This window comes from Floridaenema flaviceps BLCC-F50 (assembly GCF_041929275.2).
Taxonomy (GTDB): Bacteria; Cyanobacteriota; Cyanobacteriia; order Cyanobacteriales; family Aerosakkonemataceae; genus Floridanema; species Floridanema flaviceps.
The window spans coordinates 3,258,632-3,273,995 of the sequence record NZ_JBHFNR020000001.1; the positions used below are offsets into that span (position 1 = coordinate 3,258,632).

The following is a 15,364-nucleotide window of genomic DNA, read 5'->3' on the forward strand; positions in this document are numbered from 1 at the left end:
ATGCAGAACTTCAGGCATGAATGGTGAGCAATTTATCAGCTTGCTTAGCAGTTTCAAAGAAGAAAGCGACATTTTCTTCGGGAGTAGTTGGTAAAACGCCGTGACCCAAATTAAGGATATGACCTTTTTTACCAGCTTTGCGAATTGTATCTAAAATCCGATCGCGGATAAAGTCCTGAGAACCATACAAAACGCAAGGGTCAATATTCCCCTGCACTCCCATGTTTTCGCCCAATCTTACTCTTGCTTCTGCCATATCCACCGTCCAGTCTACACTGACGATATCTACACCAGACTTGCTCATGCGATCGAGAATTCCCGCACTGCCATTAATATAAAGAATCATTGGCGTATCGGGGTGTGTCGCCTTAACTTGTTCTACCACACGCCGTTGATAAGGCATGGCAAAAGTTTCATAATCTTGGGGGCTTAATTGCCCAGCCCAAGAATCAAACATTTGCACAACTTGGGCACCGCTGTCAATCTGATATCTTACATAAATGGCGATCGCATCAGCCAATTTACCCAAGAATTCATGTAACAAGCTTGGCTGTGTAAAAGCCATACTCTTGATAATTGTGTAATCCTTGGAAGACTTACCCTCAATAGCATAAGCCGCCAAAGTCCAAGGCGCACCGACAAAACCCAAAACCGTCGCCTGATTACCCACTTCTTGCCGTAAAATCTGTAAAATTTCCCGAATAAACGGCAAAGAACTTTCTGGTTCTAAGGGTTTGAGGTTTTTCACCTGTTCTAGGCTGCGAACCGGAGGATCGATTACAGGCCCTCGGCTTTCTATGATATCGAAAGGTATGCCAATTCCGGGCAGTGGAGTTAAAATATCCGAAAATAAAATCACTCCATCGGGTTGGAAAGCGCGGAAAGGTTGCAGGGAAATTTCCACTGCTAAATCTACATTTTCTGAGCGATCGCGAAACGAGGGATACTTATCTCGTAACTCGCGATAAGCTTTCATATAGCGTCCAGCTTGTCGCATCATCCACACAGGCGGACGTGACAACACTTCGCCCCGCGCCGCCCGTAACAGATAAGGAACCTGGGTTGACCCAGCCATCTAAATTCGTCCTATATTAGTTTTTTAAGTGCATTTGTTAGCTTATCATTCATCAACACATTTATTCGCATTTCTTTTTGTTTCTTCTAGATTTACAAACCTTTCCCTCACACCTCATCTATTAAAATTAAAATATGCAAATTCAATATATATCAGATAAAGCTTTTCAATGTTAAAATTTCAGCCAATAAAAGTCGCTAAATCTGGAAACTCAAAGCAAAAAGCTTTGGTTTGAGAAAATTACCGTTGATAACAAAGTTTACAAACTAAAAGGAGTTTATATGTATAAGAAAATTCTGGTAGCAATGGACAGTTCAGAAATTAGCCAAAAAGTATTTAATTCAGCACTGTCTCTAGGAAAACAGAATAACGCTACCTTAATGCTGCTGCACGTCCTCACAGACGAAGAAATTGGTCTGGCAGAAATTGCCTCACAACAAATTTCTGCCTTAGAATATCACGCTGCAATGGTGGAGCAAGTAGAAACTTACCTGAAAGAAAAAGAGCTTTCTCGCAAAAAATACTTAACTTTATTAGAATCCTGGGCTAAAGAAGCCGCTGATGCCGGAGTTCCGACTGAATATACTCTTAATTATGGTGGCCCCGGTCGAGTAATTTGCAACTTAGCTAAAAATTGGGATGCGGATTTAATTATTATGGGTCGTCGCGGTCTTTCCGGCTTGGGCGAATTACTCATGGGCAGCATCAGCAATTATGTAGTTCACCATTCTCCCTGTTCTGTCCTCATTGTTCAACAGAAGTAGGGGTTAGGGGTTGGGGGTTGGGGGTTGGGGAGAGTGGAGGTAGAACCTCCTTCATCTCGTTCCCAGGTTGAACCTGGGAACGAGAAACACGAGAAACTCCAGGCTCATCTCGTTCCCTGGTTGAACCTGGGAACGAGAAACTCCAGGCTCCGCCTCTTAGTGCCAAGATCTCAGCCTCAAACTCTCTCCCTAACTCAAAACTCGAAACTCAAAACTCCGGCATCTGCGTCTAGTTGAGCTAAAATTCCTACAGGTAAGGTAGCATTGGGGCCGTCGTGACCGAAGGGTAGATCGGAGACAATGGGGATACCAAGGTCACAGAGACGATCGCGCAATACTTCTTCGATCGCTAAACTGGGAGTATTGGGTGCAGGTTCGCAGCGGCTGAATCTGCCTAAAGCAATGCCTTTGACTTTGGAGAAAATTCCACTCATCCGCCATTGAGTTAATTGTCGGTCAATGCGATAAGGAAATTCAGTGACATCTTCCAAAGCTAAAATTACCCCGTCGAATTCCGGTTGCAGCGGTGTACCTAACAAATGAGTGGCAACTGTTAAATTAGCTGGAAGTAAAACCCCGCTAACTTTCCCTCCCCCCCAACCTACACCGGATAAGGGTTTGAGGCAACGTCCCTCTACCCAATCAAACAATCTTTCAATTGACCATTCTGGCTCAGAAGCGATCGTAGTTAACATCGGCCCATGTACGCCAGAAATCCCAACTTTCCCCAAACTCCAAAGTAGCGCCGTCACATCAGAAAAACCGATTAACCATTTGACTGGGGATGACAGGCAAGATGCCTGTCCTACGGGAGTGGGGGGGTGGGGGGGTAGGGAGGTAGGGGGAGTATTTTCTCCATCTCCCCATCTCCCCATCTCCCCATCTCTCCATCTCCCCATCTCTCCATCTCCCCATCTCCAGTCTTCCAGCAACCGAGTGCTGCCAAAACCGCCTCTGGCGCAGAGAATACCCTTGACATCTGGGTTAAACCATGCTTCTTTTAATTGATAGCGGCGATGTTGGTCTTGACCAGCTAAGTATCCCCAACGTTCGGTGATGCCGTCGCAGATTTGGACTTGGTAGCCGTGCTTTCGCCAAATTTCTACACCTTTTTCAAACGCTGACATTTCGCGCAATGCACCACTAGGCGCGATTACTTGTAGTAAATCTCCGGGTTGCAAAGGGGCGGGAATTTGGCAAAAATTGAGCATTGGAATAGATAAACCTTGTATTTTTCAGTGTTAATTGTTAATTGTATTTTCCCTTAACCACTAATGAGAATTTTGTTGATTGAAGATGACGAAATGCTAACAAATGTGCTTTTAGATTCTCTCACCAGTCAGCACTATTTGGTAGATGCGATCGCAGATGGGCAATTAGGCTGGGAATATGTCCAAAGTACGCCTTACGATCTAATTTTGATGGACGTGGGATTGCCGAAATTAGATGGTATTAGTTTATGTAGTAAATTGCGTGGTTCTGGGTGCAGCACTCCGATTTTATTAATGACGGCTAAGGATGCTAATAGCGATCGGATTCGCGGATTAGACGCAGGTGCAGACGACTACTTAATTAAACCATTAGATTTAGCCGAACTTCATGCTAGAGTCAGAGCATTATTGCGGCGAGGAGAAGTTCCCCACACGCCAGTTTTACAACTAGGAGAACTCAAATTAGATCCTAGTAGTTGTCAGGTAACTTTTCAAGAAAAAGTTTTAGCATTAACCCCTAAAGAATACAATCTTTTAGAGTTATTTTTAAGAAATCCCTCGCGAGTTTTCAGTCGCGCCAATATTGTTGAACATCTTTGGTCTTATGACGATCCACCATTAGAAGAAAGCGTTAAAGCACATATTAAAGGATTGCGCCAAAAAATGCGAAATGCAGGCGCAGGAAATTGGATTGAAAACGTTTATGGTTTAGGATATCGCCTCAACCCAGAACAGGCAAGCAGTGAAAATTCCAAATCTAAAACTGCCGATTCAAAAATAAATACTGGTTCTTCGGTGGAAGAACAATTTAATCAAGCGATGGAGGTAATGTGGCAAAAATATCAGGGTTTAATGGCAGAACGCTTAGAAGTTTTACAAACAGCAGCAACAGCTATTAAAACCGGACAAATAGCTGATGAGTTGCGCCTTGCAGCAAGCAAAGAAGCGCATAAATTAGCCGGGGTTTTGGGAATGTTTGAATGGGAATCGGGAACTAAAATTGCTAAACAAATAGAACAAATTTTGGAGTCCGATCGGTTACTTCTCGAAACCAAAATTTTGTCACTGATTGAAGATTTAGATAAGGGAATTAAAGACAGGGGACAAGGACAAAGCAAAGCAGAAATTTCGCAACTAAAACCTCCTGCTTCTGTGAAAATTCCCTCAACTGATACGCGATTATTATTAATCGATCCTAACCCGGAACTGGGTGAAAGTTTGCGAGAACTAACGCAATCAACCGGGGAAAATTGGTTACAAGTAACAACTTTAGAAGCAGCTAAAGATTGGTTACAAAAAAAATCTCCTGACTTAGTAGTGTTGAGTATTGATGAGGTAGGAAAACGGAAGAAAAGTTTGGAATTATTAACAGATTTGGCGCAACGCACGCCAGTTGTTCCTGTGATTGTCCTCGCTGCTGGAGATTGTTTGGTAGACAGAATAACAGTGGCGCGTTCTGGAGGCAAAGGATTTTTAACAAAACCTGTAACAGCAACTCAAATTTGGGATTTAGCTTGGCAAATTTTACAGCAAAGTCGTCGCCAAAGTGTTAATTTATTAGTAGTAGATGATGACCCAATGTTTCTGGCAACTTTACCGCCAATGTTGTCACCTTGGGGAATGCGAATCACGGGTTTAGATGAGCCTCTAAAATTTTGGGAAGTGTTAAAAGATGTCTCTCCAAATTTACTAATTCTAGATGTGGAGATGCCTAATATTAGCGGGATTGAGCTTTGTCAGGCGGTGCGTAGCGATCCGAATTGGCAAGAGTTACCAATTTTGTTTTTGACTGCTCATCGAGATGTAAATATTATTCAACAAGTGTTCGCTGCTGGTGCAGATGATTATTTGGTTAAACCTGTAGTGGCGGTGGAATTATTAACCAGAATTACTAATCGTTTGGAACGTAATCGTTTACTGCAAACTCTTTCGACTAAAGATCCGCAAACTGGGGTTTTAAATCAGATAAAATCTAGTCGAGATTTGTCAAGTTTGCTCAAGCAAGCAGAGGTAAATAAATATGCCGTTTGTTTGGCAATTTTTAGTGTTTCTCAACTGCGGCAAATTAATATTCAGTATGGACATAATGTGGGAAATCAGGTGTTACAAAGATGGGGGCAATTGTTTCAATCTACTTTTCGCGGTGATGAGGTTTTAGGTTATTGGGGAAATGGGGAATTTGTGGTGGGAATGCCGGGTTTAAGTAAGTCGGAAGTTGGCGATCGCCTAACTGATATTTTAACTACTCTGCGACAACAAGTGTTTTCTGCACCGGATGGTAGTCGTTTTCAAGTAAGTTGTAATTTCGCCATTGTAGAATATCCGACTGAGGGATTGACGCTGCAATCCCTTTATCAAGTTGCCAGTAAATCTAGTAGGGACACGGCATCATAAATATCTTGGTGTAAAGTAAAATTTTAATCATGCCGTGTCCCTACCTTTATATTGGGATAAAGTGTAATTATTTGAGATTTGCCATTTTAAAATCTAAAGTCTAAGATCTAATATCGATTGACTTTTTAATGGGGAACCTAAAATATGGGCAACAGAAAGTCAAAGTCGCCAAATCAACTGCAAGCAACTATTAGTAAAATGGAAGTGGCGCTAAATGCGATCGCAGATGCAGTTGTTTTTTTAGACCAAAATCACCAAATAGAATGGTGTAATTCTGCTTTTACTCGCCTGCTCGGAGCAAGTTCTTCAATAATTGGTAGTAATTTTTGCGAATTATTACCTTTACAACAAGCGGAAAACCCCCTAACTTCTGATGCTTATCCAGATAGAAAAATTATCAATGGGGAATATGAAACCACAGTATATGAATTCATCCAAAATGATAATAAATTAAATTTAAAAATCTCCGGTAATTTAGTAGAAGTAAGCAATAATATTCCGGCGGTTATTTTAGTAATTGAAGATGTCACTCCCCAAACTCAGTCAACCAATCAGTCACAAGAACAGCAAGAATATTTATCTTTATTACAAGCGACTTTAGAATCAACTGCTGATGGAATTTTAGTAGTAAATCGTTCCCGCAATGCCCCAATTTATAATCAGAAATTTTTACAAATGTGGGGAATGCCAGAAGAGTTATTACTACCGGGAAGAGAAGATGAAAGATTGCAATTTTTAGCGCAACAAACCAAAGATCCCGAAGATTTTATTGCGAAGATTTGGGATTTATTTATTAATCATCCAGAAGCAGTAGCTTTAGATTTTGTCGAGTTTAAAGACGATCGAATTTTTGAACGTTATTCTCAACCGCAATGGAAAGATCAGGAAATTATTGGTCGAGTTTGGAGTTTTCGGGATATTACAGAACAGAAGAAAACTGAAGAAAGATTAAGGTTTAGTCAGTTTGCTTTAGATCAAATTTCTGATAATGTTGGTTGTTGCGATGAAGAGGGAAGGATTTATTATGTTAATCAAGCTTCTTGTCGGTTATTGGGATTTCCTAGAGAAGAATTACTGGGATTAACAGTTCATGATATCGATCCTAACTATCCTAAAGAAATTTGGCCCGAACATTGGCAAGAACTTAAAGAGAAAGGAAGTCTAACTTTTGAATCTATTATCCGTTCCAAGACGGGAGATTTAATTCCAATAGAAGTCTCTGCTTATTATTTAGAATTTGATGGCAAAGGATTAGATTTCAGCTTTTCTAAAAATATCACCGAACGTAAACAAGCAGAAGCAGCATTGCGCCGCAGTGAATTAAGATTTCGGCGGTTGTTTGAAAACTCTCAAGTAGGAATTCTTTTAACCAGAATTGAAGATGGATTAATTTTAGATGCTAATCAAAAGTTTATTGAACTAACAGGATATGATTCTCCCGATCAGGTAATTAAAAAGAAATATACTAGGGATTTTTATATTCATGAAGGCGATCGCCAATTCGCTGTCAATCAAGTATTACAAAACGGTCAATTACACAACTATGAAGTTCAATTTCGCCGTCGTGATGGCACAATACTGTGGTTATTATGTTCTGTCCGTTTAAATGTGGAAGAAAATTGTTTAGAAGGTGTAGTAACAGATATTACCGATCGCAAAAAATCAGAAGAAGCTTTACAACGTAGCGAACTAAAATATCGCCATATTTTTGAGAATTCATTAGTAGGAATTGGACGTTCTCGGTTATCAGATGGATTGTTTATCGATGCTAATCAACCCTGTGCGGAAATTATCGGTTATAAATCTGCAAAAGAATTAATTGGTAAACGTCGTGCTGGGGAATTTCATGTTAATCCCAACGATCGTACTTGGATGATATCCCAAATGGAACAAAATGGCGAACTTCGCAATTTTGAAATTCAATTATATCGCCAAGATGGAGGAATTAGTTGGGGCTTATTTTCGGCGCGAATTAATGCCGAAGAATCTTGTTTAGAATTTATGATTGTGGATATTAGCGATCGCAAACGATTAGAAGAAGAAGTAAAACAATCTCAACAATTTTTAGATAACATTATTAATAACATTCCTTTAGGGCTGTTTGCCAAAGATAACAATAATGATTTTCGCTATGTATTAATTAACAAAAACGCTGAAAAGATTTTAGGCTTTACCAAAGAACAAGGACTAGGTTTTAACGATCATGAATTAATTCCCCAAGAATCAGCAGACTTTTTTCTGAAACAGGATTTAACAGTAGTAGAACAAGGTACATTATTAGAAGATCCTGAAATGGAAATTACTACGGCTAATCAAGAGAAAATTTTAAGCAGAATTTTAAAATTCCCGCTGTTTGATAGTCAAAAAAGAATTACACATTTATTATGTATTTCCGAAGATATCACCGATCGCAAACATAGAGAACAAGCTTTACGATTAATTGTTGAAGGAACAGCGGCAACAACAGGCGGCGATTTCTTTAATTCCTGTGTGCGTTATCTCGCCTCTGTACTAAGAGTTCGTTACTCCTTAGTAACTGAATTTGCCAATGAAACTAAAACTAAAGTTCGTACTTTAGCAATTTGGGCTGAAAACAGATTAAAAGAAAACTTTGAATATAACTTGCGTGGAACGCCTTGTGAGAGTATTTTATCAGGTCAAACTTGCTACTATCCACAAAATCTTCAAAATTTGTTTCCTAACGATCGAGATTTAGTTAAAATTAGCGCCGAAAGCTACTTAGGAATTCCCTTAACTAATTCATCAGGTGAAATCTTGGGTCATTTAGCAGTAATGGATGTTAAACCAATGGAAAATGACCCCGGAAGAGAGCTAATTTTAAGAATTTTTGCCGCCCGTGCTGGTGCAGAATTAGAGCGCAAACAAGCAGAAGAAGCAATAGAAAGTCGGGCGAAAAGAGAAAGTTTAGTTAGTTGTATTTCTCGTCAGTTTATCGACCAAGATGTGAACACAGCACTTAATTTTACATTAAAAGCGATCGCCAAATTCCTAGAAGTAGAACGTAGTTGCATCTTTGAATTATCAGAAGATCAAAAACAAATTTTCCTAATCGGTGAATGGTATGCTGAGGGAATTCAACCATTAGCTAGTTATCTCAGAGTATCAAATCCGAATACTTTGCCTTGGTTTTCTACCAAAATTTTTCATGGGCAAGTAATTCAAGTTTCCTCAATTTCCGACCTTCCTCCCGAAGCAACAGCAGAAAAAGCAATGTTGCAAACTCAATTAATTCAATCTTTAATAGTTGCCCCCTTAGTTCACTCTAGTAAAGTCATCGGATTTTTAGGTGCAGATGTAGTTAACTATGCTAAAAATTGGAGCGAAGATGATATTAGTTTGCTCAAATTAGTCGGAGAAATTACAGCTATTGGTATCGCTAGGCATAAAGCCGAAGAAGCTTTAAGAGTTGCTAAAGAAGCCGCTGAAGCTGCTAACAATGCGAAAAGCACTTTTTTAGCAAATATGAGTCATGAACTGCGTACCCCGTTAAATGCAATTTTAGGTTTTGCTCAATTAATGGAAAGAGATGCCGCTTTAACTGCGCGTCAAAAAGCATCTCTTGCGACAATTAACCGCAGTGGTGAACATTTACTAACCTTAATTAATGATGTGTTAGAAATGTCTAAAATTGAAGCGGGAAGAACTGTTTTACATTCCATAGCTTTCGATTTACATCGGTTGCTACAAACCTTGCAACAAATGTTCCAATCCCGCGCCGAAGCCAAGCAATTGTCTCTAAAATTTGAGCTTGCTGAAAATTTACCTCAGTACGTTTTCACAGATGAAGGTAAACTCCGACAAGTGCTGATCAACTTATTAAGTAATGCCGTAAAATTTACCGACAAAGGAGAAGTAACTCTCCGCGCTACTGCAAATATAAGAAACCTAGAATTCTTAACAAAAAACAACGCCGAACAAATTACAGTTTACTTTGAAGTGCAAGACACAGGTAGAGGCATTGCCCCAGAAGAAATAGATAGTTTATTTCAACCTTTTGTGCAAACGACTAGTGGAACTCAAGCTAGAGAAGGCACAGGTTTAGGTTTAACTATTAGCCGTCAATTCATTCGTTTAATGGGAGGAGATATTCAGGTTAATAGTATTTTAGGAGTAGGTTCAATCTTCAGCTTTGACATTAAAATTACTTTAGCTGCGCCCTCAGAAGTAGCACCATTATTAACTAATAGACGAGTACTTAAGATAGCACCAAATCAACCCCTTTATCGGATTTTAGTCGTAGACGATCGCTCAGAGAACCGAGATATAATTGCTCAACTTTTAGGAAGTATAGGTTTTGAAGTTCGCACCGCTAACAATGGACAAGAAGCGATCGCTATTTGGGAAAACTGGCAACCTCACCTAATTTGGATGGATATGCGAATGCCCGTCATGGATGGTTACGAAGCCACTCGGCAAATTAGAAAGAAAGCCAATATTAGCACAACTTTTACTAAAATTATTGCCCTGACTGCAAGCGCCTTTGAAGAACAAAGAACCACCATTTTAGCCGCAGGTTGCGATGATTTTGTCAGCAAACCTTTCCGGGAACAAGTAATTTTTGATAAACTCACCGAACACATCGGAGTTCGCTTCATTTACGCTGAAGAATCAGAAAATCAAAATCCCGAAGAAACTATCAGCGGCAAAGATCTTAAACCCTCAGACTTATCAATTATGCCATCAGAATGGTTAGCAGAACTGCACCAAGCATCCCTAGAAGTAGATGCCGAAAAAATTAACCAACTAATTACCCAAATACCCTCATCTCATCAATTATTAATCGAAGGATTAACCGACTTAGTGCGTCGTTTTTGCTTTGATGAAATTTACGAATTGACAGAAAAATAAACAGTCACGCATTTAAATTATACTCTGCACGGGTTAGCTCAATTCTCTAAATAAATATTTTTAAACGAGAGCGCAAATACTCGATCGATAGAACTGACAGTAGTGAAACACCCATCAGTGAAACAAATATCAATGGAGACCATCTGGGAAAATAAATAATATCTTGAAAATAATAGTAGCAAAAAAAGGAATGAACCAGCCATAGTGGGAAGGAATAAACTCCTATGTATGCCAATAATTTAGACAGGTGTAGTGCAGATATTGCCCTAATAACGAAGTATATAAAAAGAGGCATTAATAAAAACTCTATTTTTCTTCCAAAGTTAATTTGTAACAGAAAACAGACGACTATCCCGAAGAAAACCCCGAATTCTTTCAAGTTATCATCAAAGTATTGCACAAAACGACTCGAAAAAAATTTAACCTTTGCACAGACTATACCTGTAGTAAATGAGATCTGCAAAAACATAAAACCCAATGGGCTATGATAGCTGACATTTAAGATTAGAGAATAGATAAAAATGCTAAGAGAAAGCAAAGAAAGTAAAACCAGGTTTTGCTTTGACAAAACCAGATAAAGAGGGCAAAGAAAAATTAAAAGTAAGACAAACATCCGCACAAACCACCACTCTTGATTATATGTTGTTGACCACCCCAAAAAGTTTTCAACAAGAGTACGCCATTCTGTAGAATATCGAATTTCATTTGATTTCCAAAGAGTTACATCTTTAAAGAAAATGAGTCCGATAGGTACGAAAATTAGAAAGTACAACCAGTAAGTTAGATATAACTCTTTGAGTTTTTTCCAAGTATAAAGTATGGGAGATTTAAGATAACTGTTATACCCCAAAAACATCCCATACCCAGACAAAAAAAGAAACATTGAGACACAGATACTGCCAAAAATCCCTAGATGGTATTCCGCATTAAAAAAGGGAATCATAGGAATATAGTAATTGCCATGCAAAAGGCGTTTAGGAAAAGCATAAAGATGATGAGAAAACATCAAACATATTGCTAAACCTTTGGCAATATTGGTTTTTTCTTTAGTAAAATCCATAATTAAAATATCTAAATTAATAAGGATAGGCTCCCTTAGCGACAGCATAACGCACCATCCTGCTGAAAATTGCTATAATAAGTAAAGTAAACAAAACTAAATAAAAGGCAACAACGATGGCTCGACAACTCAAGCGTTGGGAATCTCCCCGAAAAGAGGGAAGAAACGACAAAGGTAGAGGCGGTTCTGCCAGAGCGAGACAACTGAAGAAACAACAACAGATGTTACGCAAGAAACTCAAAGAACAGTCTGAAGACCAAAAACCAAATCAAAACCAAAAATCAAATCAGAAAAATGCTCAGGGAGGGAAAATTAATTTCCTCCCTCTTTTTTTTGTCCCAATTCTACAGGAAAATTCTTATTAATACCTTCCCAAATCTTGAGTTTGCCATCAAATGCACCAGTTGCCAGTAAATTACCATCAGGACTAAAAGCGACAGTTTGTACCCAATCTGTATCAATCATGATCGATCGAATCTGCTGTCCAGTTCCTAAATCCCAAATTCTTACCCCATCCCTACCCGCACTAGCTACAGTCCTCCCATCAGGATGCACCGCAACCGAATTAACGATATTTTGATGACCAACAAGTGTAAAAGACCTCCGATTTACGAGGTTCCAAACTTTAACTGTATGGTCATAACTGCTACTCACCAAAGTATTACCATCTGGCGAAAAAGCTAAAGAAGTAATCGCGCCTTGATGTCCGGGTATAGTACCCAGAAATTGACTAGTTTGAATATTCCACAATTGAATTGTTGTATCCCTACCTCCAGTTGCTAAAATTTGTCCATTCGGACTAAGTGCCACAGCGTAAACTATTGGTTTTGCTAAGGGTACGCGATTATAAAGTAACCTTTCGGTTTTCAAATCAATTAATTTTATCCCATCCAAACCCCCACTAACTAAAGTTTGTCCATCGGGAGTAATTGCTAAAGATAAAATATTGTTAAATTCATGGGTTAAACTACGGCTTAGTTTGCCATTTTTTAAGCTCCAAATATTCAATGTGGAATCTTCACTACCGCTAGCAATGGTAAGGTTATCGGGAGTAATTGCTAATGCCAAAACTCGGTTACTATGAGCATTAATTGTGCGAATTTTATTACCCTTTATCGGATTCCACAAGCGAATTTTGGTATCAATATCAGTTCCGCCACTGGCAAGATATTTGCCATCAGGACTGAAAGTTAGAGCGTAAATTGGCCCCCAATGAGCTTTAATATTATGTAAAATTCTCACTCTTTGCCAAGGACTTTCTGTGTTTGGCAAAGGAGGATTAGGAATTAGTGGAGCAGCAGGGGGAGGCAGTTTTTCGGCAATGGTATTAATGTTTGCCCCAGTTTTATCTATAAAAATTGTGTAGCAGCTAAGACTGGCTAAAACTGCACATCCTAATTGAAATAATTTAGTGGCAATGTTCGGAAGTTTCATCCAAATGTGATTGAATATTAGGACAGATTATCTCATCTACATCATCAGATTTTGGTTCTTTCCAGTCGGAGAGAAGCTCAAGTAATTCCGATCGCAAAGTCTCCAACGCTGCAATTTGTCGATCGATCGCTTTTAGTTTCGATTGAATATGTTGTTTAACTTCGTGACAGGGTAACTCCCCGCGATCGTGAATTTCCAAAAATTCCTGAATCTCTTTTAAACTCATCCCCAAAGACTGAGCACGTTTAATAAAGTCCAGTCGCTTGAGTACTTGAGAATCAAACAATCGATATCCCGATGAAGCGCGTGTCACTACTGGCGATAGTAAACCAAGTTCTTCGTAATAACGAATTGTTTTTACTGGTAATCCAGTAAAAGACGCTACTTCTCCAATTTTGTGCAGTTTGCCTAAAATAGTTTTCGTCATGATTTTAGGTCATTAGATTCAGCGATTCGTAAGCAGGAGAAATTCTCTATTTCCCTGCTTCCTCAACTAGCAACTTTAAATTAACAGCTTAAGAGCGTGGCGGACGTTTTTTGTTTGTCACATTTAAGTTAGGTAACTGAGATTGGGAAGGTGTGGGTGGGAGATAAATTTGGGGTGCTTCCGTGGGAATTTCTGCTGGACGACGCTGAACCATTAACCAACGCAGGACGATCGCCAATGCTACCATACCCATACCAAACGTGAGCAACGTAACCCGATCGCCAACTCCACCAATCACAGCATCCACCGCCCCAATAGTAATCATAAAACTAACAATCGGTTCTCTGCGGTAGGCTGACCTCAAATACCTAACATAAGCAGCATTCATCATAAGAATCAGTCAACTAGTTAATCTACTTTTGCTTCAATCTTAGCGTTTTACTATGAGGGTTCCTATCCCTCACTTGCATGAAGTCGGGGAGTAGCAAAAATTTACCTTCCGTTCTATCTGCTAACACCCCCTACTTCATGTTCTATGACATTTGCTTCCTGATGTGCATATTTTTCAGGAAAACTTCCGAAAAAACTACAACTGGGACTTTAATACAGCCCTAACCAGGATAATAACCCTTGACCCGTAACATACTCAATCAGCAAAGTCAGAGCAAAACCAATCATCGCGGCTCTACCATTCAAGCGTTCTGCATATTCATTAAACCCAAATTTTGGCTCCTCTAGTTTAGGAGTGGTGGTTGGTTGCGGTTGTGTCACTGTTGGTTCAAAGCCTCTAGCCATAATCTGTCAAACCTTCTCTCACTTAGTAATAAATCTTTACATTTATATAATAATCCAGGTTTGGCAAACAAATTTGAGATTTGTGATTTTCCCGTTTCTTGTGGCTTAGCTATAAGCTAAAAACATGGGTAAGTATAGAGGTCACAAATGGAAATCGGCGTTCCCAAGGAAACAAAAGATCAGGAATTTCGAGTTGGTTTAAGTCCCAGTAGCGTGCGAGTGCTGCATGAAGCAGGACACTTCATTTTTGTAGAGACACAAGCGGGTGCTGGTGCGGGTTTTGAGGATGAAAAATACATCCAAGCTGGCGCAAAGATTGTTGATACAGCTAAAGAAGCTTGGGATCGAGAATTAGTAGTTAAAGTAAAAGAGCCACTAAGAGCAGAGTATCAATTTTTGCAAAAAGAACAATTACTGTTTACTTATCTACATTTAGCTGCCGATCGCACTTTAACCGAAGCATTAATTGATAGTGGGATTAGTGCGATCGCATACGAAACCGTAGAATTACCCAACGGTAAACTTCCCCTGCTCACACCCATGAGCATTATCGCCGGACGTTTAGCAGTACAATTCGGAGCCAGATATCTCGAACGCCAACAAGGAGGACGAGGCGTTCTCTTAGGCGGCGTTCCCGGCGTTAGACCTGGAAAAGTGATGATTTTAGGCGGTGGCGTAGTCGGTACAGAAGCCGCACGCATCGCTGTAGGAATGGGTGCAAGAGTGCAAATTTTTGACGTGAATGTAGATCGTTTAGCTTATTTAGAAACTTTATATGGCTCCAGAGTCGAATACATTTACAGTAGTCCTAGTACGATCGAGAAAAATGTCATCGATACAGACTTGCTCATTGGTGCAGTTTTAGTTACAGGAAAACGTGCCCCCATTCTTGTCTCCCGTGACTTCGTGAAACAAATGCGTCATGGCTCAGTCATCGTCGATGTCGCAGTCGATCAAGGCGGCTGTGTGGAAACCTTACATCCCACTTCCCACACCCAACCTACCTACCTAGAAGAAGGCGTAGTCCATTACGGCGTACCCAATATGCCTGGAGCCGTTCCTTGGACTGCTACCCAAGCCCTGAACAATAGTACCTTACCCTACGTCCTCAAACTAGCTAATCAAGGCTTAAAAGCTTTGGAAACCGATCCTTTTTTGGCTAAAGGCTTAAATGTCCAAAATCATCAGTTAGTACATCCAGCAGTAAAAGAAGTATTTCCCGATCTGACTGGTAATGCCTAAGATCGTCAAAGTAAAGATTAACTACCAAAATCCATAATTTAGGGACAAAACAGTTTCTCTAATTGCTTTGTCCCTCTGTTAATTTTTTGTTTG

General features: G+C 39.7%; 12 protein-coding genes. 5 read left to right on the plus strand and 7 right to left on the minus strand.

Annotation, left to right across the window (positions count from 1 at the left end; translation table 11 throughout):
• Positions 1–10: 10 nt before the first annotated feature.
• The gene (gene hemE, locus ACE1CI_RS15690; RefSeq protein ID WP_413266014.1) at positions 11–1,075 is read right to left on the minus strand and encodes a uroporphyrinogen decarboxylase; all 1,065 of its coding nucleotides are present in this window, start codon (positions 1,073–1,075) and stop codon (positions 11–13) included.
• A 281-nt stretch (positions 1,076–1,356) separates the two neighbouring features.
• Here hemE and ACE1CI_RS15695 point away from each other — a divergent pair, with 281 nt between their 5' ends.
• Positions 1,357–1,839 carry a universal stress protein gene (locus tag ACE1CI_RS15695; protein ID WP_413266013.1) on the plus strand — a complete coding sequence of 161 codons (483 nt, stop codon included), beginning with the start codon at positions 1,357–1,359 and terminating at the stop codon, positions 1,837–1,839.
• Positions 1,840–2,033: 194 nt separating this feature from the next.
• On the opposite strand, the gene ACE1CI_RS15700 is transcribed toward ACE1CI_RS15695, so the two are convergent.
• The gene (locus ACE1CI_RS15700) at positions 2,034–3,050 is read right to left on the minus strand and encodes a S66 peptidase family protein (protein WP_413266012.1); all 1,017 of its coding nucleotides are present in this window, start codon (positions 3,048–3,050) and stop codon (positions 2,034–2,036) included.
• A gap of 63 nt (positions 3,051–3,113) precedes the next feature.
• Between ACE1CI_RS15700 and ACE1CI_RS15705 the strand changes: the two genes are divergently transcribed.
• Positions 3,114–5,444, plus strand: coding sequence for a response regulator (locus tag ACE1CI_RS15705; protein ID WP_413266011.1), 2,331 nt, complete (start codon positions 3,114–3,116; stop codon positions 5,442–5,444).
• A 144-nt stretch (positions 5,445–5,588) separates the two neighbouring features.
• Complete coding sequence (locus tag ACE1CI_RS15710; protein ID WP_413266010.1) at positions 5,589–10,313, plus strand: PAS domain S-box protein; 4,725 nt, start codon at positions 5,589–5,591, stop codon at positions 10,311–10,313.
• A 46-nt stretch (positions 10,314–10,359) separates the two neighbouring features.
• Here ACE1CI_RS15710 and ACE1CI_RS15715 read toward each other — a convergent pair whose 3' ends face one another.
• Positions 10,360–11,373 (minus strand): acyltransferase family protein, encoded by a 1,014-nt coding sequence (locus tag ACE1CI_RS15715; protein ID WP_413266009.1) that lies wholly within the window; start codon positions 11,371–11,373, stop codon positions 10,360–10,362.
• Positions 11,374–11,489: 116 nt separating this feature from the next.
• Between ACE1CI_RS15715 and ACE1CI_RS15720 the strand changes: the two genes are divergently transcribed.
• Positions 11,490–11,738 (plus strand): hypothetical protein, encoded by a 249-nt coding sequence (locus ACE1CI_RS15720; RefSeq protein WP_413266008.1) that lies wholly within the window; start codon positions 11,490–11,492, stop codon positions 11,736–11,738.
• On the opposite strand, the gene ACE1CI_RS15725 is transcribed toward ACE1CI_RS15720, so the two are convergent.
• The 4 genes from ACE1CI_RS15725 to ACE1CI_RS15740 form a co-directional block, all read right to left on the minus strand.
• Positions 11,686–12,807: a WD40 repeat domain-containing protein gene (locus ACE1CI_RS15725; protein WP_413266007.1), complete on the minus strand. Its 1,122-nt coding sequence runs from the start codon at positions 12,805–12,807 to the stop codon at positions 11,686–11,688. The genes ACE1CI_RS15720 and ACE1CI_RS15725 overlap by 53 nt on opposite strands.
• Positions 12,782–13,234: a heavy metal-responsive transcriptional regulator gene (locus ACE1CI_RS15730; RefSeq protein WP_413266006.1), complete on the minus strand. Its 453-nt coding sequence runs from the start codon at positions 13,232–13,234 to the stop codon at positions 12,782–12,784. The genes ACE1CI_RS15725 and ACE1CI_RS15730 overlap by 26 nt, the downstream gene beginning before the upstream one ends.
• An 88-nt stretch (positions 13,235–13,322) precedes the next feature.
• A complete protein-coding gene (locus ACE1CI_RS15735) occupies positions 13,323–13,625 on the minus strand; it encodes a hypothetical protein (RefSeq protein WP_413266005.1) in 303 nt (100 codons plus the stop codon).
• Between the two features lie 209 nt (positions 13,626–13,834).
• Positions 13,835–14,005 (minus strand): CAB/ELIP/HLIP family chlorophyll-binding protein, encoded by a 171-nt coding sequence (locus ACE1CI_RS15740; RefSeq protein WP_496615614.1) that lies wholly within the window; start codon positions 14,003–14,005, stop codon positions 13,835–13,837.
• A gap of 171 nt (positions 14,006–14,176) precedes the next feature.
• Here ACE1CI_RS15740 and ald point away from each other — a divergent pair, with 171 nt between their 5' ends.
• The gene (ald, locus tag ACE1CI_RS15745; RefSeq protein WP_413266003.1) at positions 14,177–15,271 is read left to right on the plus strand and encodes an alanine dehydrogenase; all 1,095 of its coding nucleotides are present in this window, start codon (positions 14,177–14,179) and stop codon (positions 15,269–15,271) included.
• The last annotated feature ends 93 nt before the right edge of the window (positions 15,272–15,364 follow it).